Origin of the sequence: Pseudoxanthomonas japonensis (assembly GCF_043632995.1) — a bacterium.
Lineage (GTDB): Bacteria > Pseudomonadota > Gammaproteobacteria > Xanthomonadales > Xanthomonadaceae > Pseudoxanthomonas_A > Pseudoxanthomonas_A japonensis.
This window is the reverse complement of record NZ_CP171632.1, coordinates 1,820,892-1,845,160: the sequence shown is the minus strand read 5'-3', so window position 1 is coordinate 1,845,160 and position 24,269 is coordinate 1,820,892. Positions and strand designations below refer to the sequence as shown.

The 24,269-nt window shown below is 67.9% G+C and carries 26 protein-coding genes; 13 read left to right on the top strand and 13 right to left on the bottom strand.

The features are described from left to right. Positions 1–2: 2 nt before the first annotated feature. Together ACGHX3_RS08410 and ACGHX3_RS08405 are read right to left on the bottom strand one after the other, a co-directional pair. Complete coding sequence (locus ACGHX3_RS08410) at positions 3–620, bottom strand: rhomboid family intramembrane serine protease (RefSeq protein WP_394697085.1); 618 nt, start codon at positions 618–620, stop codon at positions 3–5. 9 nt (positions 621–629) lie between these two features. Beyond that, entirely contained in the window at positions 630–2,246 is a 1,617-nt protein-coding gene (locus ACGHX3_RS08405) for an MFS transporter (RefSeq protein ID WP_394697084.1), read from the bottom strand. Positions 2,247–2,384: 138 nt separating this feature from the next. On the opposite strand from ACGHX3_RS08405, the gene ACGHX3_RS08400 reads away from it, so the two are divergent. Then, positions 2,385–4,139 carry a M14 family metallopeptidase gene (locus tag ACGHX3_RS08400; protein WP_394697083.1) on the top strand — a complete coding sequence of 585 codons (1,755 nt, stop codon included), beginning with the start codon at positions 2,385–2,387 and terminating at the stop codon, positions 4,137–4,139. A 133-nt stretch (positions 4,140–4,272) separates the two neighbouring features. Here ACGHX3_RS08400 and ACGHX3_RS08395 read toward each other — a convergent pair whose 3' ends face one another. Further along, positions 4,273–5,025, bottom strand: coding sequence for a glutathione S-transferase family protein (locus ACGHX3_RS08395; protein WP_394697082.1), 753 nt, complete (start codon positions 5,023–5,025; stop codon positions 4,273–4,275). Positions 5,026–5,076: 51 nt separating this feature from the next. After that, positions 5,077–5,958 carry a ZIP family metal transporter gene (locus ACGHX3_RS08390; protein WP_394697081.1) on the bottom strand — a complete coding sequence of 294 codons (882 nt, stop codon included), beginning with the start codon at positions 5,956–5,958 and terminating at the stop codon, positions 5,077–5,079. A gap of 420 nt (positions 5,959–6,378) precedes the next feature. Between ACGHX3_RS08390 and ACGHX3_RS08385 the strand changes: the two genes are divergently transcribed. From ACGHX3_RS08385 to dbpA, 4 genes are read left to right on the top strand one after another with little or no spacing between them, the layout of a single operon-like run. Continuing rightward, positions 6,379–7,158, top strand: coding sequence for a YbaY family lipoprotein (locus tag ACGHX3_RS08385; RefSeq protein WP_394697080.1), 780 nt, complete (start codon positions 6,379–6,381; stop codon positions 7,156–7,158). 7 nt (positions 7,159–7,165) lie between these two features. After that, positions 7,166–7,735 (top strand): ribonuclease domain-containing protein, encoded by a 570-nt coding sequence (locus ACGHX3_RS08380; RefSeq protein ID WP_394697079.1) that lies wholly within the window; start codon positions 7,166–7,168, stop codon positions 7,733–7,735. Further along, positions 7,732–8,166 (top strand): barstar family protein, encoded by a 435-nt coding sequence (locus tag ACGHX3_RS08375; RefSeq protein WP_394697078.1) that lies wholly within the window; start codon positions 7,732–7,734, stop codon positions 8,164–8,166. Before ACGHX3_RS08380 ends, ACGHX3_RS08375 begins: the two co-directional genes overlap by 4 nt. 40 nt (positions 8,167–8,206) lie before the next feature. Continuing rightward, positions 8,207–9,583 carry an ATP-dependent RNA helicase DbpA gene (dbpA, locus tag ACGHX3_RS08370; protein WP_394697077.1) on the top strand — a complete coding sequence of 459 codons (1,377 nt, stop codon included), beginning with the start codon at positions 8,207–8,209 and terminating at the stop codon, positions 9,581–9,583. Between the two features lie 182 nt (positions 9,584–9,765). Here dbpA and ACGHX3_RS08365 read toward each other — a convergent pair whose 3' ends face one another. Then, entirely contained in the window at positions 9,766–9,975 is a 210-nt protein-coding gene (locus ACGHX3_RS08365; RefSeq protein WP_162110978.1) for a cold-shock protein, read from the bottom strand. Between the two features lie 312 nt (positions 9,976–10,287). Between ACGHX3_RS08365 and ACGHX3_RS08360 the strand changes: the two genes are divergently transcribed. From ACGHX3_RS08360 to ACGHX3_RS08350, 3 genes are all read left to right on the top strand, one after another. Beyond that, positions 10,288–10,845, top strand: coding sequence for a YaeQ family protein (locus ACGHX3_RS08360; RefSeq protein ID WP_394697076.1), 558 nt, complete (start codon positions 10,288–10,290; stop codon positions 10,843–10,845). 4 nt (positions 10,846–10,849) lie between these two features. After that, complete coding sequence (locus ACGHX3_RS08355) at positions 10,850–12,031, top strand: NAD(P)/FAD-dependent oxidoreductase (protein WP_394697075.1); 1,182 nt, start codon at positions 10,850–10,852, stop codon at positions 12,029–12,031. A 70-nt stretch (positions 12,032–12,101) separates the two neighbouring features. Beyond that, on the top strand, positions 12,102–13,712 hold the full coding sequence (locus ACGHX3_RS08350; RefSeq protein WP_394697074.1) for a carboxylesterase/lipase family protein: 1,611 nt from the start codon (positions 12,102–12,104) through the stop codon (positions 13,710–13,712). A gap of 110 nt (positions 13,713–13,822) precedes the next feature. Here the strand turns inward: ACGHX3_RS08350 and ACGHX3_RS08345 are convergent, their stop codons facing one another. The 4 genes from ACGHX3_RS08345 to ACGHX3_RS08330 form a co-directional block, all read right to left on the bottom strand. After that, complete coding sequence (locus ACGHX3_RS08345; RefSeq protein ID WP_394697073.1) at positions 13,823–14,806, bottom strand: LLM class flavin-dependent oxidoreductase; 984 nt, start codon at positions 14,804–14,806, stop codon at positions 13,823–13,825. Positions 14,807–14,890: 84 nt separating this feature from the next. Further along, on the bottom strand, positions 14,891–15,562 hold the full coding sequence (locus ACGHX3_RS08340) for a glutathione S-transferase (protein ID WP_394697072.1): 672 nt from the start codon (positions 15,560–15,562) through the stop codon (positions 14,891–14,893). 161 nt (positions 15,563–15,723) lie between these two features. Then, positions 15,724–17,292, bottom strand: a complete 1,569-nt coding sequence (locus ACGHX3_RS08335; RefSeq protein WP_394697071.1) for a YdiU family protein — start codon at positions 17,290–17,292, stop codon at positions 15,724–15,726. Further along, the gene (locus ACGHX3_RS08330) at positions 17,289–18,038 is read right to left on the bottom strand and encodes a sulfurtransferase (RefSeq protein ID WP_394697070.1); all 750 of its coding nucleotides are present in this window, start codon (positions 18,036–18,038) and stop codon (positions 17,289–17,291) included. The genes ACGHX3_RS08335 and ACGHX3_RS08330 overlap by 4 nt, the downstream gene beginning before the upstream one ends. An 86-nt stretch (positions 18,039–18,124) precedes the next feature. On the opposite strand from ACGHX3_RS08330, the gene ACGHX3_RS08325 reads away from it, so the two are divergent. From ACGHX3_RS08325 to ACGHX3_RS08315, 3 genes are read left to right on the top strand one after another with little or no spacing between them, the layout of a single operon-like run. After that, the gene (locus ACGHX3_RS08325; protein ID WP_213603913.1) at positions 18,125–18,487 is read left to right on the top strand and encodes a helix-turn-helix transcriptional regulator; all 363 of its coding nucleotides are present in this window, start codon (positions 18,125–18,127) and stop codon (positions 18,485–18,487) included. After that, positions 18,484–18,936, top strand: coding sequence for an SRPBCC domain-containing protein (locus ACGHX3_RS08320; protein WP_394697069.1), 453 nt, complete (start codon positions 18,484–18,486; stop codon positions 18,934–18,936). The genes ACGHX3_RS08325 and ACGHX3_RS08320 overlap by 4 nt, the downstream gene beginning before the upstream one ends. 29 nt (positions 18,937–18,965) lie before the next feature. After that, entirely contained in the window at positions 18,966–19,526 is a 561-nt protein-coding gene (locus ACGHX3_RS08315; protein WP_394697068.1) for an SRPBCC family protein, read from the top strand. A gap of 3 nt (positions 19,527–19,529) precedes the next feature. Here the strand turns inward: ACGHX3_RS08315 and ACGHX3_RS08310 are convergent, their stop codons facing one another. After that, a complete protein-coding gene (locus tag ACGHX3_RS08310; RefSeq protein WP_394697067.1) occupies positions 19,530–19,892 on the bottom strand; it encodes a DUF6164 family protein in 363 nt (120 codons plus the stop codon). Positions 19,893–19,980: 88 nt separating this feature from the next. Here ACGHX3_RS08310 and ACGHX3_RS08305 point away from each other — a divergent pair, with 88 nt between their 5' ends. After that, positions 19,981–20,415: an FKBP-type peptidyl-prolyl cis-trans isomerase gene (locus ACGHX3_RS08305; RefSeq protein ID WP_162338850.1), complete on the top strand. Its 435-nt coding sequence runs from the start codon at positions 19,981–19,983 to the stop codon at positions 20,413–20,415. Positions 20,416–20,560: 145 nt separating this feature from the next. On the opposite strand, the gene ACGHX3_RS08300 is transcribed toward ACGHX3_RS08305, so the two are convergent. Then, the gene (locus ACGHX3_RS08300; RefSeq protein ID WP_394697066.1) at positions 20,561–22,159 is read right to left on the bottom strand and encodes a serine hydrolase; all 1,599 of its coding nucleotides are present in this window, start codon (positions 22,157–22,159) and stop codon (positions 20,561–20,563) included. Between the two features lie 172 nt (positions 22,160–22,331). Between ACGHX3_RS08300 and ACGHX3_RS08295 the strand changes: the two genes are divergently transcribed. After that, positions 22,332–23,519 carry a TIGR03862 family flavoprotein gene (locus tag ACGHX3_RS08295; protein WP_394697065.1) on the top strand — a complete coding sequence of 396 codons (1,188 nt, stop codon included), beginning with the start codon at positions 22,332–22,334 and terminating at the stop codon, positions 23,517–23,519. Between the two features lie 176 nt (positions 23,520–23,695). On the opposite strand, the gene ACGHX3_RS08290 is transcribed toward ACGHX3_RS08295, so the two are convergent. Both ACGHX3_RS08290 and ACGHX3_RS08285 read right to left on the bottom strand, forming a co-directional pair. Then, positions 23,696–23,848, bottom strand: a complete 153-nt coding sequence (locus tag ACGHX3_RS08290) for a hypothetical protein (RefSeq protein ID WP_394697064.1) — start codon at positions 23,846–23,848, stop codon at positions 23,696–23,698. Positions 23,849–23,911: 63 nt separating this feature from the next. Beyond that, positions 23,912–24,256 (bottom strand): RidA family protein, encoded by a 345-nt coding sequence (locus tag ACGHX3_RS08285; RefSeq protein ID WP_162338854.1) that lies wholly within the window; start codon positions 24,254–24,256, stop codon positions 23,912–23,914. Positions 24,257–24,269 lie beyond the last annotated feature (13 nt).

Sequence of the window (24,269 nt, the reverse complement as noted above, 5' to 3'; positions counted from 1 at the left end):
GCTTAACCGAAGCTGGGGTTCGACAGCGACTCCAGGAAGTGGCCCAGTACGCGTGGCTCAATCGCCGCCAGGAACAGGATGCCGTACGCCGCACCCGCGAGGTGTGCGCCGTGGTTGATATTGTCGCCGCCGCGCCGATCCATCCAGATGCTGTAGGCGATGTACAACACGGCGAACACGATCGCCGGCATCGGAATGAAGAACACGCCGATGCGGGCCCACGGATCGATCAGGATGTAGGCGAACAGCACCGCCGACACGGCGCCGGACGCGCCCAGGCTGCGATAATTCGGATCCTTCTGGTGCTTCAGGTAGGTCGGCAGGATCGACACCACCAGCGCCGAGAAATAGAACGCCACGAACGTCAGCCGGCTCCCGCTGAGCTGGGTCATCACCTGCTCCATCACGCGCCCGAAGAAGAACAGCGTGACCATGTTGAACAGGAGGTGCCAGAAGTCGGCGTGGATGAACCCGTAGGTCACCAGCCGATCGTACTGGCGGTGACGGTCGATCGCCGGTGGCCACAGGATCAGCCGCATGAGCAGCGACGGCGTGCGGAAGGCGATCAGGCTGACGGCACAGGTCACGCCGATGAGCAGCAGGGTGATGGGGGCGTCCATCGATCGTCCTCAGGCCGAGGTACGGTAGTTGTCCTGCATCGGATAGGTCCTGGCATACAACGCGAACGCCAGTGCCGCCACGAACGCGAAGCCGGCGAAGAAGAACATCAGGAACGCGTTCTCCGTCCAGCCCTGCGACTGGATCCAGCCGATCACGGCGGGATCGCGGACGCTGGCGTTGGTCAGCAGCACCCACAGGCCGCCGAACGTGCTGGTCAGGTACCAGAACGCCATGATCACGCCCTTCATCGCCATCGGCGCCTGGCTGTAGGCGAACTCCAGCGCGGTCGCCGATACCAGCACTTCGCCGAAGGTCAGCAGCAGGTACGGCAGCGTCTGCCACGCCAGCGAGACCTGCTCGCCATTGTCCATCTGCAGCTGCAGCATGCCGGCGACGATCCACGACAGCGCGGAGATCGCGATGCCCCAGCCCATCCGGCGCAGCGCGGTGACGTTGAAGCCCATCTTCCGCAGCGCCGGGTACAGGACCAGGTTGTTGAACGGAATCAGCAGCATGACCATCAGCGGGTTCAGCGCCTGCATCTGGGTGGCATCCTTCACCAGCCAGCTCGGCCACCACCACAGGTCGTGCGGGATCACCATCGCCTTGCCCTGGATGACCCAGGTCGATGCCTTCTGGTCGAACAGCGACCAGAACGGCGTGACCAGCGCGAACACGATCAGGATGCGCAGCACCGAACGCACGCCCTCGATCGCGGCATCCGGATGCAGGCCGCGCGCGCGTTCCAGCTGGATCGATGCACCGAAGCCGACCCCCGCGATGATCGCGCCCAGCGCAAGGCAGGCGGTGATGACGAAACCCCACGGCTCGGGCCAGAGGCCCACGCCCGCGAACTTCAACGCCCACAGTGCCAGCATCACGACCGCACCGACCATGCCGACGGCCGCGACGAGCGTGCCGAAGCCGAAGCCTTTGACCAGCAGCGCACTGCGCACGATGGTGAGGAACGAGTCCGGATCGTTGCCGCGCGACGGCGGCACGTTGACGTACTTGTGGCGGCCCAGCCAGAAGATGAAGGTCGCGATGAACATCAGGATGCCCGGGATGCCGAACGCCCAGGCCGGGCCCCAGCTGCGCAGCACCAGCGGCATCAGCAGCGAGGCGAAGAACGAACCGAAGTTGATGATCCAGTAGAACGTGTCGAAGACCACCTTCGCCTTGCTCTTGTTCGTCTGGTCGAACTGGTCGCCACAGAACGTCACCACCAGCGGTTTGATGCCGCCGGAGCCCAACGCGATCAGGAACAGGCCCGTATAGAACCCGGTCGCGTTGCTTTCGAATAACGCCAGGCACGCATGGCCCGCGCAGTAGATCAGCGAGAACCAGAGAACGGTGTTGTACTTGCCGAAATAGCGGTCCGACAGCCAGCCGCCCAGCAGCGGAAAGAAGTACACGCCGATGACGAAGCTGTGGAACAGATCCTTGGCGGCGCCTTCGCGCGCGGCCTGGTCCGGCAGATAGGCCAGCAGCACCGAGCTGATCAGGAACGGCACCAGGATGTTGCGCATCCCGTAGAAGCTGAACCGCTCGCACGCCTCGTTGCCGATGATGTAGGGAATCTGGCGGGGCATGCGGCCCGGGTTGGCTTCTGCGGTCGTGCTCATCCGATCTTCCGGTGAAAAAGTCCCGGAAGGGTACCGTATCCGCCCTCGGAGGGTCGAACCGCGCGGGTGCCCGATGGGGACTGGGACTGTCCGCGATTGCGCGGCATCATGCGCCCCTGCCCTGTTCAGGAATTTCCCATGCTGCGACCGCTCTGCGCCTCCCTGCTGCTGGCCCTGATGCCGCTGGCGAACGCCCAACCCGCGTTGACCACGGTGTCCGAGCGCTCCGGCTTCCTCGAGACGGGTCGCTATGACGAAGTCACCGCGCTGTGCGATGCGTTCGCGCGCCAGTATCCGAAGGCGGTGCGCTGCACCACGTTCGGCACCACGCCCGAAGGACGTCCGATGAAGGCGCTGGTGGCCTCCACCAGTGGTGCGTTGACGCCGGAGCAGGCGCAGCGGCGAGGACTGCCGGTCGTGCTGATCCAGGGCGGCATCCATGCCGGCGAGATCGACGGCAAGGACGCGGGCTTCCTCGCGCTGCGCGAGGTACTGGAAGGCAAGGCTGCGCCCGGCACGCTCGACAACCTGGTGTGGGTGTTCGTGCCGGTGTTCAACGTCGATGGCCACGAGCGCTTCGGCGCCTGGAACCGACCCAACCAGCGCGGCCCGAAGGAAATGGGCTGGCGCACCACGGCGCAGAACTACAACCTCAACCGCGACTACCTGAAGGCCGACACGCCCGAGATGCAGGCGATGCTGCAACTGGTGCAGCGCTGGGATCCGCTGGTGACCGTCGACCTGCACGCGACCAACGGCGCGCAGTTCGAACACGACATCTCGATCCAGGTCGAGCCCGTGCACGCCGGCGACGCGGGCCTGCGCAAGGCGGGACTGGCGCTGCGCACGGGCGTCATCGACGACCTGTCGAAGCAGGGCTCGCTGCCCCTGCCCTACTACCCCTCGTTCGTGGTGCAGGATGATCCGACGTCCGGCTTCGAGGACAGCGTGCCGCCGCCGCGCTTCTCGCATGGCTACTACCTGCTGCGCAACCGCATCGCCATGCTGGTCGAAACGCATTCGTGGAAGGAATACCCGGTCCGCGTGCGCATCACCCGCAACACCGTGGTGTCGGTGCTGGACCATGTCGCCCGTGATGGCGCCGCCTGGCTGGCCGCGGCAAAGCAGGCCGATGTCGCCGCAGCGGAGCTGGGCGGCCAGCAGGAACCGCTGACCTATGTCGCGGCGCCGACCGCGCGCACCGTGGATTTCCGTGGCTATGCCTACACGCGCACTACGTCCGACGTTTCGGGCGCGTTGATGACGCGGTATGACGAGACCACGCCGCAGATCTGGAAGGTGCCGCTGAAGGACGACATCCGACCGGGTGTCGTTGTCGACGCGCCGAAGGCCGGTTATCTGGTACCCGCCGCCGATGCGGCGTGGGTGGCGGCCGTGCTGAAAACGCATGGTGTCGACTACCGCCTGCTGGGCAAGGCGTGGAGCGGGGATGTGGAGGCGTTCCGCGCCAGCAAGAGCAGCTTCGGCGCCGGCTCGGTGGAAACCCACCAGCGGCTGACGGTGGAAGGCAGCTGGCAGCACGAAGCGCGCGGCGTGCCCACCGGCTCGCTGTTCGTGCCTATCGCACAGGCGAAGTCGCGTCTGGTGATGGCGCTGCTGGAACCGCTGGCGCCCGACTCGCTGCTTGCGTGGGGGCGGTTCAACAACGCCTTCGAGCGCAAGGAGTACATGGAAGACTATGTCGCCGAAAGCGTGGCGCGCGAGATGCTGCGCGACCCGGCGGTGAAGGCCGAATTCGAGAAGAAGCTGCGCGAGGACAAGGTGTTCGCCGCTGACCCCAACGCGCGGCTGGAGTTCTTCTACCGCCGCCATCCTTCGTGGGATGAGCGCTATCAGCTGTATCAGGTCCTGCGCGTCGACGTCGCACCCTGATCCAGCGCATCTCCTGTGGGAGCGACGTCAGTCGCGATCGTGCACCGTCCATTCCCTCGAACGCGAGGGCGCTGGCGCGTTCGGCGTGCGATCGCGACTGACGTCGCTCCCACAAGGACGCGAAGCTACTCACCTAGCCCAGGCGCCTCAATCCGTACCTCGGCGATGCGTCGCCACAGGTCGTGTCGGTAAGCGGCGCCCCCATCGCCGCCAGCACGGCGCGCTGCTCCGGCAGCGGTGTCCGCAGCATCGCGTCCTCGTACGCCGCCAGCGTGCGGAACGCGGGCAGCGCCCATGTCCGCTCGAGAAGCGCGGCGACCCGCGGCCAGCGCCCCGCGTCCACCTGGTAGCGCACGAACACGGCATTGCGGAAGAACGCCGCGAGACTGATGTCGGCAATGGACAGCTCGCCGAAGACCCATCCCTGTTCCGGCAGCTGCGCCTCCAGATAATCCAGCGCGACCGGGAGTTCCTCTTCGCGCGCCTTGCGCACGACGTCCTCGTCGGTACCTTCGTTGAACAGGAAGCGGCGCACGCCCTTCTGGAAGAACATGCGCCACACGATGACGTCGCCGAGTTGGGAATCGGCGTACTCCTCCAGCCAGCGCGCCTTCGCCCGCCGCACTGCATCGGCGGGATACAGCGGGACCTCCGGGAAGCGGTCCTGCAGGTACTCGCAGATGACGGTGGAATCATTGAGCACCAAGTCGCCATCGAGCAGCACCGGGATGCGTCGCAGCGGGCTGAGGCGGCTGAACTCCTCGTTGCCGACGAAAGGCGCGATCGGATCGATGCGGTACGGGATGCCCTTCAGCTCCAGGCAGACCAGCACCTTGCGCACGTAAGGCGACAGGGGGCTGCCAATGATGGTCAGGGGCTCACTCATGTGTCTGCTCCTCCGTGGACGGAGGCAGCGTGCGCATGCGGCGAGTCGCGGTCAACCCAGCGCGGTATCCAGCGCCATCATCAGGCAGAAGCCGATCGCCAGGCCCAGTGACGCCGTCGTGCCGTGACCATGGCGGTTCGACTCCGGAATCACGCTGTGCCCGACCGCGATGAGCATGGCCCCCGCCGCAAACGCCAGGCCCCACGGCAGCAACATCGCGGAGAACGCTACCGCCCATGCGCTCAGGACCGCCGCGACCGGTTCCGCCACGCCCGACAGAGCACCGATAAAGACCGCCTTGCTGCGCGCCATGCCGGCACCGGCGAGGATCAGCGCGACCACCAGCCCTTCCGGCACGTCCTGCAGCGAGATGCCCATCGCCAGGCCTTCCGCCCCGCTCAGGCCGCCGCCGGCCGCGACGCCGACCGCCATGCCCTCCGGCACGTTGTGCAGCACGATGGCCAGTACGAACAGCATGACCCGCGACGGCACCAGATGCCGGTTCGCGTCGCGTGGATCCTCCACGCTGCTCCGGTCCAGCGCCAGCAACGCGAGTGCGCCCGTCATCACGCCGGCGCTGATCAGGCCGGCCGCGCCCCAGGCCGAATACCCGGCGCGCTCCGCGGCTTCCAGTCCGGGCAGCACCAGCGAGAACGCGGTCGCCGCCAACATCACGCCGGCGCCGAATCCCAGCAGGCCGTCCGCCAGTTGCTGCGGCAGCCGCTTCACCACCCAGACCGGCATCGCGCCCAGCGCCGTGGCCAGCGCGCATAGCGCACCACCGCGCAGCGCGCGGCGCATGCCATCGGCATCGTCCACGGGAATCGTCGCGACCAGCCACGACGAGACCACCATGATCGACAGCACGGCGACCACGAATGGCCACGCCGTCGCTGCACGGGTATAAGCGAACGGCTGCAGGACGCGATTCATGCGCTTGCTCCATGCTCCGGTGAGGCCTCGATGCCGATACTAGTTCCGCGCAGGGGCCGACGCTCGTCGCAAAACTGAATCACCGTGACCGCCGCTCCTGATCGCTTGTTTCGCCGGGGCGTACTGCCAGTTCGCATCGGACGGCGATGGGTTCCCCTTCATGTCCCCAACACCGGCCGGCAGGCCACATGCACGAGGGAACGCAGTGCTCGAGCATTGAACCGGCGAGCGGTGCGGCCTTCGCGATGCAGGCATCCACTCGCGGATCGTGAGGTGACGGGACGGCACTTTCAGGAGTCGCGCCACGGTAGCGCGCCACCGTGCCGCCGTCCGCGTAATGCCGTTTCCCGCGTTGACGAACCATTACGTCCGCCATCGCTAAGCTGGCGGCCCGCCACCGGACCAGAAGGAGCGCGTGCGATGTTCCGTCCCCTGTTGACCACCGCCTGCCTGCTCGCGCTCGCGGCCTGCCAGTCGCCGGCCTCTGCGCCCACATCCGGCGATACGCCTGCCGCGCCGCAATCCGCGGCCACGATAGAGGGGCGCGCTGTCTATCTCGAACGCATTGCGCCACCGCCCGGCGCGATCCTCAGCGTGCAGTTGATCGACAACCAGTTGGCCGACACGCCTGCCGCCGTCATCGCCAGCGCCGACTTCACCGATGTCAAAGGTCCTCCGTTCGCCTTCTCCCTGCCCTACGATCCCGCCAAGCTGCGGCCGAACGGCCTTTACGGCCTGCACGCCGGCTTGCGCGATGCGCAGGGCACGCTGTGGTTCGTGACCGACACGCGCGTACCGGTGACGCCGGGTTCCTCCGCGCCGGTGGAGTTCCGCATGGTGCGAGCCGGCGGCGATCCGGTGGCACCGGTGGCCGGCACGCCGTGGGAGCAGGCCAGGGCGCGTGGCAGCGTGTTCCGCGGCATCGGCACCGAACCCGGCTGGTCGGTGGAGGTCGGCGGCGGTGCCACGCCCCGCCTGTCCGCCGACCTGGACTACGGCGAACGCAGGATCGAGGTCGCCCGTGCGAACAGGACCTCCGATGGCTACGTCGGCAGCACCGGCGATGGGCTGGCCGTGTCGCTGACGATGAAGAAGGAATCCTGCAGCGATGGCATGAGCGATATCGAGTATCCGGCCTCGGCGATCCTGACCATTGCCGGCAAGACCTACCGCGGCTGTGGCCGCTTCCTGACGGAATGATGCCCGCATGAGTCGACGTTCCCGCGCACGCCGCCAGAGCCGCCAACGCCTCCCCCTGTTCGCCTTTGTCGCACTGCTGGTCCTGGGTGCGGGCGCCTGGTGGTGGTCGCAGCGCGACGAGGTGCCCGCTGCACCGGTCGCCGCCAGCGAGCGGGCACCCGACCCGAAGCACACCAGCGCCGTGCTGGCACTGCCTCCGGTGGAGCAGACGCGCCCGGGCGTGCTTGCCGGCGAGGTCCCCGACGTGGCGCCCACCGCGGCACCCGCCGCGCAGCGCAGCACGGATGCGCTGCCCGCCTTCCTGCCGGAGGAAGCCCGTGCGACCCTGGACCTGATCCAGCGCGGCGGACCGTTCCCGCATCGCCAGGATGGCAGCGTCTTCCAGAACCGCGAGGGACGGCTGCCGCGCCAGACGCGCGGCTACTACCACGAGTACACCGTCGACACGCCCGGCTTGGACCATCGCGGCGCACGTCGCATCGTCACCGGTGGCAAGCCGCCCCGCGAGTACTACTACACCGACGACCACTACGAGAGCTTCCGCCGGTTCGAGATCGGCCGCGGGGACGCGCCATGAGCGAATCCGGCTTCGACCCCGGCCTCGCCGATCCCGCACGCGCAGGCGTCTTTTTCGTCACCGAGGACGATCTGGGGCCGTTGTCCGCCGTCGGTCGGGATGCCGGCCTGCTCGCGCGCCGCATCGACCTGTCCGGCTGCGACACCAAGTCCGCCCTGCTGCTGCGTATCGCCACCGTGCTGGACTTCCCGCAGACGTCCGGCCGCAACTGGGACGCGCTGTCCGACAGCCTGCGCGACCTGTCCTGGCTGGAAGCGCCGGGCTACGTGCTGCTGTTCGAACAGGCCCACGAGCTGCGCGACCGCGCCGAGGCCGACTTCGACACCCTGCTCGACATCCTCGATGAAGCGTCGCAGTCGTGGGCCGCGGATGACGTGCCGTTCTGGGCCTTCATCGCGCTGCCGGACGAGGACTTCCCCGACCTGCAGTGACCGTCCGGGCAGTGGCCCCGCCGATCTGCGAAAATGCCGCATGCTCGATTTCACCTCTCTTCCGCTGGCGCCCGGCCTGCAGCAGGGCGTCCAGGCGCTCGGCTACACCCAGCCCACTCCCATCCAGGCCCGCAGCCTGCCCGCCATCCTCGATGGCCGCGACGTCATCGCGCAGGCGCCCACCGGCAGCGGCAAGACCGCCGCATTCGGCCTGGGGCTGCTGCACAAACTGGACCTCGCCACGGTGCGCACGCAGGCGCTGGTGCTGTGCCCGACACGCGAACTGGCCGACCAGGTGGCGCAGCAGTTGCGCAAGCTGGCGATCGGCCTGCCGAACCTGAAGGTGCTGACGCTGTGCGGCGGCATGCCGCTGGAGCCGCAGCTGCGGTCGCTGGAAGCGCATGATCCGCACGTCGTGGTCGGCACGCCCGGTCGCATCCAGGAACTGCTGCGCAAGAAGGCCCTGCACCTGGGCGGCGTGCGCACGCTGGTGCTGGACGAAGCCGACCGCATGCTCGACATGGGTTTCGAGGAGCCGATCCGCGAGATCACCGGCAAGACACCGAAGGACCGCCAAAGCCTGCTGTTCTCGGCCACCTTCACCGACGCCATCCGCGGGATCGCGCGCACCACGCTGCGCGATCCGCTGGAAGTGACCGTCGATGCGCCGCAGGAACAGGCGGTGATCGAACAACGCTTCCTGCAGGTCGATCCCGCGCGCAAGCAGACGGCGCTGGCCGGCCTGCTCGCCCAGTACCGCGTGGAATCCGGCGTGGTCTTCTGCAACATGCGCAAGGACGTCGACGAAGTCGCCGGTTCGCTGCAGCACTTCGGCTTCTCCGCCCTCGCCCTGCACGGCGACATGGAACAGCGCGATCGCGACGAAGTGCTGGTGCGCTTTGCCAACCGCAGCTGCAACGTGCTGGTCGCCAGCGACGTCGCCGCGCGCGGGCTGGACATCGAGGACCTGGCGCTGGTGGTCAACTACGACATGCCCAGCGATGCCGACACCTACGTGCACCGCATCGGCCGCACCGGCCGTGCCGGTCGCAACGGCCTGGCGATCAGCCTGTGCACGCCGCGCGAACTGCCGCGCGCCGATGCCATCCAGGAGCGCCTGGGTGCACCGCTGCTGTGGGATCGCCACGTCCCGTCAGCACCCAAGGCCAATACCGCACCGCCTGCCGCGATGACCACGCTGCGTATCGATGCCGGCAAGACCGACAAGCTCCGGCCCGGCGACGTGCTCGGTGCGCTGACCGGCGATGCGGGCCTGTCCGCGTCGGCGATCGGGAAGATCAACGTCTTCCCCACCCGCACCTACGTGGCCGTGGTGCGCGACAAGGCCGCCGCCGCCCTGGCCCGCCTCAACGCCGGCAAGATCAAGGGCCGCAGCTTCCGCGTGCGGAAGCTCTGACCACCCGTCGTCCAGCGTACGCTGGGACCCATTTGCTCTCGCCTTGCTGAAAGACAATGGGATTCCAGCTTGCGCTGGAATGACGACACCGGATCCGCAACCGTCATCGTGGTGACCGCACAAACAAAAACGCCGGCGCTTGCGCACCGGCGTTTTCTTGAACCGAAGGGTTCAGGGCTGGATTACAGCGCCTGCACCTGGTCGGCCTGCATGCCCTTCTGGCCCTGCACGGCGACGAAGGAGACCGCCTGGCCTTCCTTCAGCGACTTGAAGCCATTGCCCTGGATCGAGCGGAAGTGCACGAACAGGTCGGGGCCGCTCTGCGGGGTGATGAAGCCGAAGCCCTTGGCGTCGTTGAACCACTTGACGGTACCGGTCTGACGATCAGACATCTTTACTAACTCCTGAAACATGGATGAAAGGACCACAACCCCGGCATGTGACCGGGACGGGACTGGGTTTGCAGGCGTTGGTAAAGCGGGAAGATGTAGCAGATGTATCTACCGCATCAGGCTCACGATTCACGGTGACCCTGGCAAGCACAGTGCCGCGCACTCTACCGGGGTTTTCTTGTAAAAGCGAATCCCCGTGACGCGAAAGCTGAACAGGGCTCCCGGCAGCTCGTCCGTAATCGGTTGCGGCTGGCGGTCCGGCGCTCCCCGGCCGCCAGCGTATGATGGCGCCCCTTTTGCCGAACCCCCGCCATGGCGCTCAAATCCACCGTCGTCAAAGCCGAACTGCAGATCAGCGACATGGACCGGCATTACTACGGTACCCACGCGCTGACCCTGGCCCAGCACCCGTCCGAGACGGACGAGCGGCTGATGGTCCGGCTGCTGGCATTCGCCCTGTTCGCCGCCGACCGCCTCGAGTTCGGCAAGGGACTGAGCAACGAGGAAGAACCCGACCTGTGGCGCAAGGACTACACCGGGCTGATCGAACAGTGGATCGACCTGGGCCAGCCGGACGAATCGCGCATCCGCAAGGCTTGCGGCCGTGCCAACGAGGTCGTGGTCGTCAACTACGGCGGCCGCGCTGCCGATCTCTGGTGGGAAAAGAACAGTGCGCTGTTGGCGCGCCACCGTAACCTGACCGTGCTCGACATCGCGCCCGAGTCGGTGGACGCGATCACCGCGCTAATGGTGCGCAGCATGCGTTTCAGCGTAATGATCCAGGACGGCGAGATGCAGTGGATGACCGACGACCAGCTGGTCGCCATCACGCCGGCCATCCGCCAGGCGGGTCTCGCCCGCGCTGCCTGACCGCATGCTGCCCACGCACGACGTACTGGTCATCGGCGGCGGCGCCGCCGGCCTGATGACCGCGCTCACCGCCGGCCAGCGTGGCCTGCGCGTGCTGGTCGTCGAGCACGCCAACAAGGTGGGCAAGAAGATCCTGATGTCGGGCGGCGGACGCTGCAACTTCACCAACACCGGCACCACGCCCGCCAACTTCCTGTCGGCAAATCCTCATTTCTGCAAATCGGCGCTGGCGCGCTACACGCCGGCGGATTTCATCGAACTGGTCGAGCGCCACCGCGTCGCCTACCACGAGAAGGAACTCGGCCAGCTGTTCTGCGATGTCTCGTCCAAGCTCATCGTGAAGCTGCTGGTGGACGAATGCCTGGCCGCCGGCGTGCGCATCGAGACCGGCTGCATCGTGCACAAGGTCGAGCACGGCGACGGCGTATTCCGGCTGGAGACGGCGCTGGGCCGCTTCGCCGCGCCGTCGCTTGTCGTCGCCACCGGCGGCCTGTCGATCCCGAGCATGGGCGCCACCGGCTTCGGCTACGAGCTCGCGCGCCAGTTCGGCCATGACGTGCTGCCGACGCGCGCCGGGCTGGTGCCGCTGACGTTGAGTGGCAAGCACCAGGAGCGACTGGCGGACCTCAGCGGTGTCGCCCTGCCCGTCGAGGCGCGCTGCGGCAAGGCGCGCTTCCGCAATTTCATGCTGCTGACCCATCGCGGCGTCAGCGGGCCGTCGATCCTGCAGATATCCTCGTACTGGCAACCGGGCGACGACCTGCGCCTGGACCTGCTGCCCGACCGCGATGCGCTGGACTGGCTGCAGTCGCAGCAGAAGCAGCGCCCCGAGGCCGAACTGAAGACCGTCCTCTCCGACGCGCTGCCGCGCCGTTTCGCCCAGCGCCTGTGCGAGATCTGGCTGCCGAACCGGCCCATGAAGCAGTTCAACGCCCCGCAACTCAAGGAAGCCGCCGCGCTGCTGGCCGACTGGCCGCTGGTCGCCAGCGGCACCGAGGGCTATCGCACCGCCGAGGTCACCCTGGGCGGTGTGGACACCGACGGCGTGTCCAGCAGCACGATGATGTCGAAGCATGTGCCGGGCCTGTTCTTTGTCGGCGAGGTCCTCGACGTCACCGGCTGGCTGGGTGGCTACAACTTCCAGTGGGCCTGGGCCTCGGGCCACGCAGCCGGCATGGCCGCCTGACGCACTGCGGCGTTCCTGCCGGGACGGCCTTTGCTAGCCTCTTGGGAACCGGTGTCATTCCAAGGTTCCCATGACCGCGCCCTTCGAAAAATCGCGTCGCCGCTTCCTGCAGCACCTGGCGGGCACGTCGGCGCTCGCGACCTTGGCGACGACCTTGCCCGCCGCCGGGGCTCCCCGGAGGACCGTGACCGCGACGACCCGGAGCGGCCGCATTGCCGGCCTCGTCGACCGTGGCGTGCACGTCTTCCGCGGCGTGCCCTACGGTGCCGACACCCGCACGCGACGCTTCCAGCGTGCACTGCGCGAAACCGCCTGGACCGGCGTGCGCGACGCGGTCCGCTTCGGCGCCTCCGCCCCACAGCGCGGCGATGCCGATGGCCAGACCGTCAGCGAGGACTGCCTGTTCCTCAATGTCCATACCCCTGCCCTGCGCGATGGTGGCAGGCGACCGGTCCTGGTCTACATCCACGGCGGCGGCTACAACAACGGCTCGGGATCGCACCCGCTCTACGACGGCGTGAACCTGTGCCGCCGCGGCGACGTCGTCGTGGTCACCGTCAACCACCGGCTCAATGCGTTCGGCTATCTCTACCTGGGCGAAAGCGGTGACGAACGCGTCATGGATGCAGGCAACGTCGGCCAGCTCGACCTGATCGACGCGCTGCACTGGGTGCGCGAGCACGCGCACGAATTCGGTGGCGACGCCGGCAACGTCACCGTGTTCGGCCAGTCCGGTGGTGGCGCCAAGATCGCCACGCTGATGGCGATGCCGGAGGCCGACGGCCTGTTCCACAAGGCGATGACGATGAGCGGCCAGCAGGTCACCGCCGTCGGGCCGCGCGCCGCCGCCCAGCGCAGCGCGCTGTTCGTGGCCGACCTCGGCCTGCGCCCCGGCGACATCGACGGATTGCTGGCGATGCCGATGGCGCGCCTGTTGGACGCCACGCGGGTCCGCGATCCGTCGCGCGCGGAAAACACGTCGCTCTACTTCGGACCGGTGCTGGACGCGCGCAGCCTGCCCCGCCATCCCTTCTACCCGGATGCGCCACCACAGTCCTCGCGCATTCCGATGGTCATCGGCAACACGCGCGATGAAACCCGTGCGTTCCTCGGCAACGACGAGGCGAACTTCACCCTGACCTGGGACCAGCTGCCGCAGAAACTGCGCGAGCAGCAGTACGTGGATCTGTTGCCGGACGTGGTGATCGCCGAGTACCGGCGGCTGTATCCGGATTACTCACCGTCGGAGGTCTTCTTCGCGGCCACCACGGCTGGACGTTCATGGCGCGGCGCCATCATCGAAGCCGAGGAACGCGCACGGCAGGGATCGCCCGCGTGGGTCTACCAGCTCGACTGGCGCTCACCGGCGGACGGTGGTCGGCTGCGCGCCTTCCACACACTCGATATCGCGCTGGTGTTCGACAACGTGGCCGCCGAAGGGTCGAAGACGGGCGACGATACCCGCGCACGGGCGATGGCCTCGCGCATGAGCGACGCGCTGATCGCCTTCTCCCGTCACGGCGACCCGAACCATCGCGGGATTCCAGCCTGGTCGCCGTACACGCTGCCGCGGCGGCAGACGATGGTGTTCGACGACGCATCCGGCATGCAGGACGATCCGCGCGGCGGCGAGCGCCGGCTCTACGAGCGCGTGCCATTCATTCAACGCGGCACCATGTAGGGCGGGCCCAGGCCCGCCATTGCCATCCCTACGCTCGCGATGGCGATGATCGAAACCACCAACGCACCGAATGAGGCCCGACAACGCGCGGCGGCGGACCAAGGCCCGCCCTACGACCGCATGACGTCGGCGGCGATCTCGAACGAACGCAGGCGCTTGGCGTGGTCGAAGACGTTGGCGGTCAGCATCAGCTCGTCGGGGCGGTGCCGCTCGATGAACGCCGCGATACCCTTGCGCACCGTATCCGGGCTGCCGACGACCGCGCAGGCCAGCGCCTGCTCCACGCCGGCCTTTTCGTGGGGTTGCCAGAACGTCTCGATATCGTCGATCGGTGGCGGCACCAGGCCGGCGCGGCCACGCCGCAGGTTGACGAACGCCTGCTGCTGCGTGGTGAACAGATAGCGGGCCTCCTCGTCGGTCTCGGCCGCCACCACATTCAACGCCAGCATCGCATGCGGCTTCGCCAACCGCTTGGACGGTCGGAAATCGCGGTGGTACACCAGCAACGCCTGGTCCATCGCGTCTGGCGCAAAGTGCGACGCGAACGCATAAGGCAAACCCAGCGCAGCCGACAGCTGGGCGCCAAACAGGCTGGAACCCAGCAACCACACCGGCACATCGAGTCCGGCACCCGGCACGGCACGCACGGCCTGCCCTTCCTGCACCGGTTCGAAGTAGCGCAACAACTCCTGCACGTCCTGCGGGAAGTTGTCGGCGCCGTCGAAGTAGCGACGCAGCGCGCGCGCCGTCGGCTGGTCGGTGCCGGGGGCGCGGCCCAGGCCCAGGTCGATGCGGCCGGGATACAGCGACACCAGCGTGCCGAACTGTTCGGCCACCTGCAGCGGCGAATGGTTGGGCAGCATGATGCCGCCCGAGCCGACTCTGATCGTCGAGGTCGCGCCCGCGACGTGTCCGACCAGCACGGCCGTCGCGGCGCTGGCAATGCCTGGCATGTTGTGGTGCTCGGCCAGCCAGTAGCGCGTATAGCCCCAACGCTCGGCGTGCTGCGCGAGGTCGCGCATGTGGACGAAGGCCTGGGTGGTGTCGCTGCCTTCGCAGACGGGGGCCAGATCGAGGAGCGAATAGGGAATCATGGGAGTACCGGCAATGACGATGACATCGTCATGGGGACACGGCGCAAGGGATTCCACGGCGCACCACGGGACGCTGTATCCCGCTCAGCCCAGCAGGTCGAACGGACCGCCCTGTTCCAGCGCCCGTTGGTAAGCCGGACGCCCATGTATGCGGGCCAGGAAACCGGCCAGGTTCGGATAGGCGTCCAGCCCTGCGCGTACCGCCGCCGCTTCCACCGGGAAGCTCATCTGGATATCGGCCGCGCTGAACTGGTCGCCGGCGAACCACGGTGTCTTGCCGAGCTCGCGTTCCATGTAGTCCAGGTGCAGTTTCACCTGCGGGCCAACGAAGGTCGTCAGCGCCTTGTCGGCAATCCCGCGCGCGATCGGGCGGGCGAAGAACGGCATGGGCGCCTTCTTCAGGCGCGAGAACACCAGGCTCAACAGCATCGGCGGCATCGCCGAACCTTCGGCGTAGTGCAACCAGTAGCGGTAGCGCAGGTGCTCCGCCGTCCCCGGTGACGGCGCGAACCGGCGCGCGGCGTCGTAGCGCTCCACCAGGTATTCGAGCACGGCACCGGATTCGGCCAGTACGTGTTCGCCGTCGACCACGACCGGCGACTTGCCGAGCGGATGCACCTTCTTCAGTTCCGGCGGTGCCAGCATGGTCTTCGGGTCGCGCTGGTAGCGGACCACCGTGTAGTCCAGGCCCAGCTCCTCCAGCAGCCACAGCACGCGCTGGGAGCGGGAATTGTTGAGGTGGTGGACGGTGATCATGGGGGCGCACTCCGTAGAGGATGGGACATCCTACCGCTCCCGTCTTGTGGTTGTGGGAGCGACGTCAGTCGCGAACGGGCGCAAAGCGAATTGCATCCATGTGGGTTACACCTGCACAAAAGCTCGCGACTTACGTCGCTCCCACATCAGTCCCAGTACCGTCAGGAACTGCAGGACAGCATCGAGCAGCCGGCACGCTGCCGTGCCCAGTCCGGACGCCGTGCTGCGAAGCGCTCGCGACCGGGCTGGTCGTCGTACGGGTGGCGCATCACGTCGAGCAGGTCGTGTACACCGGACAGGTCGCCCACCTCGGCTGCATCGATAGCCTGCTGCGCCAGGTAGTTGCGCAGCACGAAACGCGGATTGGCCAGGCGCATGCGTTCGCGCCGCGAAGCGGCGTCGAGCGCGTCGTCTTCGAGGCGACGCCCATAGGCCGCCATCCAGTCGCGCAACGCGGGGGCGACCGCCTCACGCCTGGCAGCGTCGTAGAACGCCTCGTCGAACGCCGACAGCGATGCATCCGCCGGGTCCGCGTCCATCAGCACGCGGAAGAACAGCGTCATGTCGACCTCGCCTTCCTGCAACAGGCCCTGCAGGGCCTCCATGCGTTCGACATCGTCATCGCGGCACGCGGCCAATCCCAGCTTGCGGGCGATAGTGTCGCGGTCGGCTTGCGCATACGCATCGGCGAAGCGCTGCAGTCCTTCCTGCAGCGCCTCCACACCATCGAACAGCGGCGACAGCGCCTGCGCGAAGCGGCTCAGGTTCCAGCCCGCCAGGCGCGGCTGCCAGCCGAAGCGATAGCGCCGGCCCTGCGCGTCGGTGGTATTCGGCGTCCAGTCCGGATCGTAGTTGTCGATCCAGCCGTAGGGACCGTAATCGATGGTCAGGCCCAGCACCGACATGTTGTCGGTGTTCATCACGCCGTGGACGAAGCCCACGCGCATCCAGTGCGCCACCATCACCGCGGTGCGCTCGCAGACCTCGGCGAACCATGCGGCATACAGCGCCTCGCCCTCGCCGGAAAGATGCGGGAAATCGCGGCGGATCGTGAAGTCGACCAGCGTACGCAGCAGGTCCGTCTCGCCACGCGACGCCGGCAACTGGTAGTGGCCGAAGCGCAGGAACGACGGCGCCACACGGCAGACGACCGCGCCCGGCTCGGGCGCTGGATGGCCGTCGTAGAACATGTCGCGCACCACCTGCTCGCCGGTGCCGACCAGGCTCAACGCCCGCGTCGTCGGCACGCCGAGGTGGTGCATGGCCTCGCTGCACAGGAATTCGCGGATGGAAGAACGCAGCACCGCACGCCCATCGGCGGTGCGCGAGTACGGCGTAGGTCCGGCGCCCTTCAGCTGCAGCTCCCAGCGTTCACCGTTCGCGTTGATCGCTTCCCCCAGCGTAATCGCACGGCCGTCGCCCAGCTGCCCTGCCCAGTTGCCGAACTGGTGGCCACCGTAGTTGCCGGCATACGGCTGCATGCCCGGCAGCAGCGCATTGCCGCCGAAGACCTGCGCGAAGGCAGGCGACGCGACATCGGCGTCGTCCAGCCCGAGCAGTGCCGCGACTTCACGCGAATGGGCCAGCAGCGTCGGCGCAGCGACCGGCGTGGGTTCGACCGCCGACCACAGCGCCCCTCGCACTTCGCGACGACGGAACCCCTGCTCCGGATCGCCTGGCAGTTCGCGGACGAAGCGGTTGTCGAAGCGCAGGGTGTCCAGGCCGCTCATGCAGCGTCCGCGGCTTCATCCACCAGCGGACTCAGATCCGGGTTCAGCGCCACGCGTTCGTCGAACACAAAGCAGGCGCCGTCGAAGCCGAACCCGCCGACCTGCTCGAAGTAGCCCAGGATGCCGTCGTCCAGCTGCAGCACGTTGTCCATGCCGTCGGCCTGCATCCACAGCGCGGCCTTCTCGCAGCGGATGCCGCCGGTGCAGAAGCTGACCACCGTGGCGTCCTTCAACGCATCGCGGTGCGGTGCCAGTGCGGCGGGCAGATCGGTGAACTTGTCGATCGACAGGGTCAGCGCGCCGGCGAAGGTGCCGTACTCGACTTCCTGCGCATTGCGGGTATCCAGCATCACCACGCGGCGGCCTGCATCGTCGTGACCCTGCTCCAGCCAGCGCGCCAGCGTGCGGGGTTCGACCACGGGCGCGCGCGCGTCTTCGGGTGTGGTGCCGGGGCGACGGAAGCTGATGATCTCCGGCTTCACCTTGACCTTGAGCCGTGCGAACGGGATCTGTGCGCTGTGGCTGTACTTCACCCGCAGTCCGGCGAAACGTTCATCGGCGCGCAACGGCGCGAGGAAGGCTTCGATCGCATCGGCCTTGCCGGCCAGGAACAGGTTCAGCCCCTCGCCCGCCACCAGCACCGAACCGCGTAACGCAAGCGCCTCGGCGCGGGCATGCAGCGTGGCCGCGAATTCGTCGGGCGCGGCGATCGGGGCGAAGTGGTAGGCGGCGATATTGGTGACCATGGCGCGATTTTACCGTCCGTCGGCCTTCGGCCCTTTATTCAACCAGATGGTTGACAGTTACGATTGGCGACGGAATACTCAACCACATGGTTGAACATGACTCTCCGCGGCTCGACGCCGTCTTCCACGCCCTCGCCGACGGCACCCGCCGCCGCATGCTCCGCAGTCTCGGCGGGCAGCCGCGCAGCGTCGGCGAGTTGGCGGCGCCGTTCCAGATCTCGCTGGCCGCCGCCTCCAAGCACATCAAGGTGCTGGAGCGGGCCGGCCTGGTGATGCGGCAGATCCAGGGCCGCACGCACCTGTGCCACCTGCAGCCGCAGGCGCTGGCCGAAGGCGAAGCCTGGCTGCGGCAGTACGAACAGTTCTGGACCGCCCGCCTCGATGCCCTCGATGCCGCACTGCAAGCGGACGCCGCCCCCCTCGCCACCCCGCCCCGGAAAACACCATGACGCACCCCTCCCCGCCCGACACCGTCGATGTCACCGTGCAACGCGCCTTTGCCGCGCCAGCCGAACGCGTGTTCGACGCCTGGCTGACGCCACGGTTGCTCGGGCAATGGATGTTCGGCCCGGATGTACGTGAAGAAAAGCTGCTGCGCCTGGACGTGGACCCGCGCGTCGGCGGCCGCTTCTCGATGCTGGTCGAACGCGGCGGCGAGCGCATCGACCACGTCGGCGAGTACCTCGTCATCGACCGGCCGCACCGGCTGTCCTTCACCTGGACCATCGCCGGCGAAGCCGACCAGGACGGCAGCCGCGTCGATATCGCCATCACGCCCACGTCCACCGGCTGCGAGCTGCGCCTGGTCCACACCCTCCCGCGCGCGTGGGCCGATTACGCCGGCCGCACGCAACAAGGCTGGAGCACGATGCTCGACGCCTTGCACGCGGTGTTCTGAGCTTCCATCACCCTTCACAGGAGTCCGCCATGAACGACATCAACACCGCTTTCGGCACGCTGGTCGCCCCCGGCACGCTGCGCCTGCAACGCTCGCTGCCAGGCCCCATCGAGCGCGTCTGGCACTACCTGACCGACAGCGAAGCCCGGGGCAGCTGGCTGGCATCCGGTCCGATGGACCTGCGCGTCGGTGGCGACGTGCGGCTGGAATTCCACAACGACGATCTGTCCGACCATCGCGTGCCGACGCCGGAGCGCTATCGCACCGAGGACGGCTGCCACCATCAGTCCGGCCAGGTCACGGCATGCGAGCCGCCCCACCTGTTGGCGCATACCTGGGGAGAAGCCGATGGCAGTGCGTCCGAGGTGCGCTTCGATCTGCAGCCCGACGGCGATCGGGTTCTGCTGACGATCACGCATGCACGGCTGCCCGACCGCGCCGCACTGCTCAGCGTGTCCGCCGGCTGGCACGCGCATGTCGGCATCCTGCTCGACCAGCTGGAAGGCCGCGCGCCGGGCAATTTCTGGGTCGCGCACGAAGCGCTGGAAACGGCCTACGCCGAACGGCTGCCGCGCGAAGCGGCGGCGTGACCGTCAGAGCAGCAGCCAGGGCAAGGCCAGCGTCAGCACGATGATCGCCACCATCGCGACGAGCATGCCGATCACATAGCCGGGCCGCGCCTGCAGCTGCCCCATGAACGTCTCGGCACGTCCCTCGCGTTCGTCCGCCGCCTGGCGCGCGCGGGCCTGGTCGCGCCGATTCGCCTGGTAGTCGGCCATCAGGGTCTTCGCGCGTGCCAGCTGGTCCGCGTCCTCGATCCACAGCCCGCCGGCGGAGATCCCCCACGGGCTGGGCTGGGTTTCATAGAAATCGATCGCGTTCGTGCGCAGCAGGTCGCGCACCTCGTCGGCTTCGTCGCCGGGCACGTTGCGCAGGTTGAGGAACAGTTTCGCCATGCCGGCAGTGTACCCGGTGCGTCTGCGCAGACTGTCGCGCAGGATCGGTTACCCTGCGCGCCTCTCGCCCCACCGGATGACATTGTCGATGCGTACCCTGCTGCTCGCTGTTTCGCTGACCCTGCTCGCCGCCTGCGCGCCTGCCGGCCCGCCCCCGGGTGGCAGCGTCGCCGAACTGGAGCGCATCGATACGCTCGCCGGCACGGGTGCCGTGGCGACCAGCGGGAGCGATGTCAGCGTGCACTACACCGGCTGGCTGTACGACGAGACTGCCCCGCAGCAGCGCGGCATGAAGTTCGACAGCTCGGTCGACCGCGGCACGCCCTTCACCTTCCTGCTCGGCGCCGGCCAGGTGATCCGCGGCTGGGACGACGGCGTGGCCGGCATGAAGGTCGGCGGCAAGCGCACGCTGAAGATTCCCGCCGACCTCGGCTATGGCAGCAAGGGCGCCGGCGGTGTCATCCCGCCGGGCGCCTCGCTGGTGTTCGACGTCGAACTGGTCGACGTCAAGCCGCATGAGTGACGGCTGTGCACTTCCCCCAAGGCCGAAGGCGGTTGTGGGAGCGACGTAAGTCGCGAGCTTTTGGCAAGGACAACGGACGTCCATTGCATGGTGACGCCTCCATCGCGACTTACGTCGCTCCCACACCTGCCATCCAGGCCTCTCCCTACTCCACCGGCGCCAGTCGCAGGTCGTGGAAATCGAAGCTGAAGTCGGTCAACGGTGAGATCGCTTCCATGCGTGCCTCGCGGACGCCGCCGTCCGGCTTCAGCGAATAGGTCAGGAAGGCATCGGCGTTGAGCCAGCGCTCGCGCCAGCGCACCACGAAGGTGTCGTGCTGCCACGGCTGCAGGTCGCCGACCAGTTCTGGCGTGCGGCTGAAGCGAAGGACCAGACCGTTGCCCTCCTGCGTCACCACCACGTCGCCGTACCACGGGTCGCGCAACGTGCCCGCGTACTTCGACAGCGGCAGCGATGGCTTCGCGCTCGCGTCGCGCGCGGCCAGCAGCTTCTGCCAGTGCTCGTCGGCGTTGTCCTTGGACTGCGCCACCTGTGCCCGGTAGGCGGCCAGCCAGTCCGTGCCGCTGTTGGCCAGGTACGCGTCCAGCACTTTCAACGTGATCGCATTGAAGGCCGCACCCACTTCCTGGTTGGTCAGCACCACGATGCCCAGCTTCTGCTCCGGCACCAGCGTCACGCGCGAGACCATGCCCGGCCAGCCGCCGGTATGCCACACGAGCTTGCGGCCCTGGAAATCGGACACCATCCAGCCTTCGCCATAGCCGAGGAAGTTCGGCTTCGCCGCCTTCAGCGCCTCGATCTTCGGTTCGGCGATCGGGATGGGCGTGACCAGCGACCACATGGCCTTCTGGCGTGCCGGCGTGAACAGCGCCTGCTCGCGGCCTTTTGCATCGCGGTACGTGCCACCGGCGAGCTGAGCGTTCATCCACTTCGCCATGTCGGTGACGCTGGAATAGAGGCCGCCGGCGCCGGCGACGTTGCGCCAGGTCATCCGCGGCGCAGGCTGCAGCGTGGTGAAGTCGGCCTTGGCATGCCCGCTGGCGACGTTGTCGCCGGCCTTCAGTGCATCGCTGTTGTAGCGCGTCTCGCGCATGCCCAGCGGCTGGAAGAAGCGCGCGCGCAGGAACTGGTCGTACGGCTGCCCGCTGACCTGTTCGACGACCAGCTGCGCCACGCCGTACAGGATGTTGTCGTACGCATAGCGCTCGCGGAAGCCGCCGGTGAGCGGCACGTCACGCAGGCGCTCGGCGACCTCGCGGTTGCTGTAGGTGGTGGTAGGCCAGAACAGCAGGTCGCCCGCGCCCAGGCCCAGCCCGCTGCGGTGGACCAGCAGGTCGCGGATGCGCATCTCACGGGTGACGTAGGGGTCGGCCATGCGGAACCACGGCAGGTGGTCGATCACCCGGTCCTCGAGCGTCAGCTTGCCCTCGTCGGCCAGCATCGACAGCGACGCCGCGGTGAAGGCCTTGGTGTTGGAGGCGATGGCGAACATGGTGTGCGCATCGACCCGCGCGGCCTTGCCCATTTCGCGTTCGCCCCAGCCTCTGGCCAGTACCACCTCGCCGTCCTTGACCACGGCGACCGCGATGCCGGGCACGTCGAAGGCCTCGCGGACCGAGTCGACATAGGCGTCGATGTCCTGCAGCGCGGGCGGCGGTGCGGCTTCTTTCGCCACCGCGCCGGAGGCGAACAGGCAGAGCAGCCAGAAGGCGCGGCTGGTGGTCGCCGGCAGGTTCGAACGCATCGTGTATCCCGTGTCTGGAGTCTTGCGAGACGATACCGCATGCCACGCACGCACCGCGCCTGCCGGAAGCGGCGTGGGGGCACGGCATACTATGCCGATGCCTGCGCGACACCCCGAATCCCATTCACCCGCACACACCATCGCCGTCATCGGCGGCGGCCCGGCCGGACTGATGGCAGCCGAAACCCTGCGCGCCGCCGGCCTGCAGGTCGATCTGTACGACGCCAAGGGGTCGGTGGGACGCAAGTTCCTGATCGCCGGCAAGGGTGGCATGAACCTGACCCACTCCGACCCCATCGATGTCTTTGTCACCCGCTACCACGCACGTGCGCCGGAGATCGCAATCTGGCTGCGCGACTTCGATGCCGATGCCCTGCGCGCCTGGGCGCGCGGGCTCGGCGTGGAGACCTTCGTCGGCACCTCGGGCCGCGTGTTCCCGTCTGACCTGAAAGCGGCACCGCTGCTGCGCGGCTGGGTACGGCGCCTGCGCGAACAAGGCGTCCGCTTCCATGTGCACCACCGCTGGCTGGGCTGGAACGATGCAGATGCGCTGCGCTTCGCGACACCGGACGGCGAGATCGCCGTACGGGCCGATGCCACCGTACTGGCGACGGGTGGGGGCAGCTGGCCCGAACTCGGTTCGGATGGCGCCTGGGTAGACGCGCTGAAAGCAAAGGACATTGACGTCGCACCGCTGCTTCCATCGAACTGCGGCTTCGACATCGGCTGGAGCGAGCATCTGGCCACGCGCTTCGCTGGCGAGCCGCTCAAGCCGGTGGTCGCACACTGGCAGGATACCGACGGCACCGCGCAGCAGCGCCAGGGCGAATGCGTGCTCACCGCCACCGGTATCGAGGGCAGCCTGGTCTACGCGTTGTCGCCGATGCTGCGCGACGCCATCGCGCGCGACGGTCACGCCACGCTGGTGCTGGACCTGCTGCCGGGTCGCGCGGAAGCCGACCTCGCCCGCCGCCTCGCCAAACCGCGCGGCTCGCGCAGCCTCAGCGAACACCTGCGGCGCGAGGCCGGCGTATCCGGCGTGCGTGCCGCGCTGCTGTACGAAGTCCTGGACAAGGCCGCGCTCGCCGACCCCGCGTGCATCGCGCGGACGTTGAAGCGTTTCCCGTTCCGGCTGCAACGCACGCGCCCGATCGCCGAGGCGATCAGCAGTGCCGGCGGGATTCGGATGGAGGCGCTGGACCCGCAACTGATGCTGCGCGCCCTGCCCGGCGTGTTCGCCGCCGGCGAGATGCTCGACTGGGAGGCGCCCACCGGCGGCTACCTGCTGACGGCCTGCTTCGCCAGCGGCCGACACGCCGCGCATGGCGTGATCGACTGGCTGGCGCAACGCAGCACCTGAGTGGTCGTCCGCAGGGGCTGCGGCGCGCACCCCGGGAAGTGCGTGCCGCAGCGGCTGCGGAACGTGGGCGGCACGATACGCGAGGACTTGTTGACGTCCGGTTAGCGTTTCAAAGCACTTTTATTACAGACATTTACGGCCGGATGTGCATGCTTGTCCTCACGCGGCATGCACCCTCATTCTGCGTCATCACCCGCCGGTTTTTCCGCGACACCTTCGCGTCGCGCCTTCGCCGCCACGTACATGTTGTCGACCAGGTTGGGATAGCGCCGGCCTGCCGCGGCCGCACGGGCGCGCGCTTCTTCTACCTGCGCGGGCGTCAGTTTCATCGCACCGCCTCGCCGCTTCGGCGCCGGGCGTTGCCAGGGACCGGGCTTGCGCGTCGCCATGACTCAGACCGCGGCCGTCACCACGATCTCGATCAGCCATGCCGGTCGTGCGAGGTTCGCCTGCACGGTGGCGCGCGGCGGCGCATTGCCTTCAGGCACCCACGCGTCCCATACGCGGTTCATTGCCTCGAAGTCCTGCAGGTCCTTGATGAAGATTTCGGCACGCAGGATCTTCGACTTGTCGGTGCCGGCGCGCGCCAGCAGCGCATCGATCTCGCCCAGCACCTGCTGGGTCTGGCCGGCGATGCCCTGGGTCGCGTCCTCGGCGATCTGGCCGGCCAGGTACACCACGCCATTGTGGATGGCCATCTCGGACAGCCGCGGGCCTACGTCGAAGCGCTGGATCATGGGGTTTCCTCCA

Bases quoted from the DNA above. Each gene is read 5' to 3' on its own strand.
- ACGHX3_RS08410 (WP_394697085.1), bottom strand. From the start codon at position 620: ATGGACGCCCCCATCACCCTGCTGCTCATCGGCGTGACCTGTGCCGTC.
- ACGHX3_RS08405 (WP_394697084.1), bottom strand. From the start codon at position 2,246: ATGAGCACGACCGCAGAAGCCAACCCGGGCCGCATGCCCCGCCAGATT.
- ACGHX3_RS08400 (WP_394697083.1), top strand. From the start codon at position 2,385: ATGCTGCGACCGCTCTGCGCCTCCCTGCTGCTGGCCCTGATGCCGCTG.
- ACGHX3_RS08395 (WP_394697082.1), bottom strand. From the start codon at position 5,025: ATGAGTGAGCCCCTGACCATCATTGGCAGCCCCCTGTCGCCTTACGTG.
- ACGHX3_RS08390 (WP_394697081.1), bottom strand. From the start codon at position 5,958: ATGAATCGCGTCCTGCAGCCGTTCGCTTATACCCGTGCAGCGACGGCG.
- ACGHX3_RS08385 (WP_394697080.1), top strand. From the start codon at position 6,379: ATGTTCCGTCCCCTGTTGACCACCGCCTGCCTGCTCGCGCTCGCGGCC.
- ACGHX3_RS08380 (WP_394697079.1), top strand. From the start codon at position 7,166: ATGAGTCGACGTTCCCGCGCACGCCGCCAGAGCCGCCAACGCCTCCCC.
- ACGHX3_RS08375 (WP_394697078.1), top strand. From the start codon at position 7,732: ATGAGCGAATCCGGCTTCGACCCCGGCCTCGCCGATCCCGCACGCGCA.
- dbpA (WP_394697077.1), top strand. From the start codon at position 8,207: ATGCTCGATTTCACCTCTCTTCCGCTGGCGCCCGGCCTGCAGCAGGGC.
- ACGHX3_RS08365 (WP_162110978.1), bottom strand. From the start codon at position 9,975: ATGTCTGATCGTCAGACCGGTACCGTCAAGTGGTTCAACGACGCCAAG.
- ACGHX3_RS08360 (WP_394697076.1), top strand. From the start codon at position 10,288: ATGGCGCTCAAATCCACCGTCGTCAAAGCCGAACTGCAGATCAGCGAC.
- ACGHX3_RS08355 (WP_394697075.1), top strand. From the start codon at position 10,850: ATGCTGCCCACGCACGACGTACTGGTCATCGGCGGCGGCGCCGCCGGC.
- ACGHX3_RS08350 (WP_394697074.1), top strand. From the start codon at position 12,102: ATGACCGCGCCCTTCGAAAAATCGCGTCGCCGCTTCCTGCAGCACCTG.
- ACGHX3_RS08345 (WP_394697073.1), bottom strand. From the start codon at position 14,806: ATGATTCCCTATTCGCTCCTCGATCTGGCCCCCGTCTGCGAAGGCAGC.
- ACGHX3_RS08340 (WP_394697072.1), bottom strand. From the start codon at position 15,562: ATGATCACCGTCCACCACCTCAACAATTCCCGCTCCCAGCGCGTGCTG.
- ACGHX3_RS08335 (WP_394697071.1), bottom strand. From the start codon at position 17,292: ATGAGCGGCCTGGACACCCTGCGCTTCGACAACCGCTTCGTCCGCGAA.
- ACGHX3_RS08330 (WP_394697070.1), bottom strand. From the start codon at position 18,038: ATGGTCACCAATATCGCCGCCTACCACTTCGCCCCGATCGCCGCGCCC.
- ACGHX3_RS08325 (WP_213603913.1), top strand. From the start codon at position 18,125: ATGGTTGAACATGACTCTCCGCGGCTCGACGCCGTCTTCCACGCCCTC.
- ACGHX3_RS08320 (WP_394697069.1), top strand. From the start codon at position 18,484: ATGACGCACCCCTCCCCGCCCGACACCGTCGATGTCACCGTGCAACGC.
- ACGHX3_RS08315 (WP_394697068.1), top strand. From the start codon at position 18,966: ATGAACGACATCAACACCGCTTTCGGCACGCTGGTCGCCCCCGGCACG.
- ACGHX3_RS08310 (WP_394697067.1), bottom strand. From the start codon at position 19,892: ATGGCGAAACTGTTCCTCAACCTGCGCAACGTGCCCGGCGACGAAGCC.
- ACGHX3_RS08305 (WP_162338850.1), top strand. From the start codon at position 19,981: ATGCGTACCCTGCTGCTCGCTGTTTCGCTGACCCTGCTCGCCGCCTGC.
- ACGHX3_RS08300 (WP_394697066.1), bottom strand. From the start codon at position 22,159: ATGCGTTCGAACCTGCCGGCGACCACCAGCCGCGCCTTCTGGCTGCTC.
- ACGHX3_RS08295 (WP_394697065.1), top strand. From the start codon at position 22,332: ATGGCAGCCGAAACCCTGCGCGCCGCCGGCCTGCAGGTCGATCTGTAC.
- ACGHX3_RS08290 (WP_394697064.1), bottom strand. From the start codon at position 23,848: ATGAAACTGACGCCCGCGCAGGTAGAAGAAGCGCGCGCCCGTGCGGCC.
- ACGHX3_RS08285 (WP_162338854.1), bottom strand. From the start codon at position 24,256: ATGATCCAGCGCTTCGACGTAGGCCCGCGGCTGTCCGAGATGGCCATC.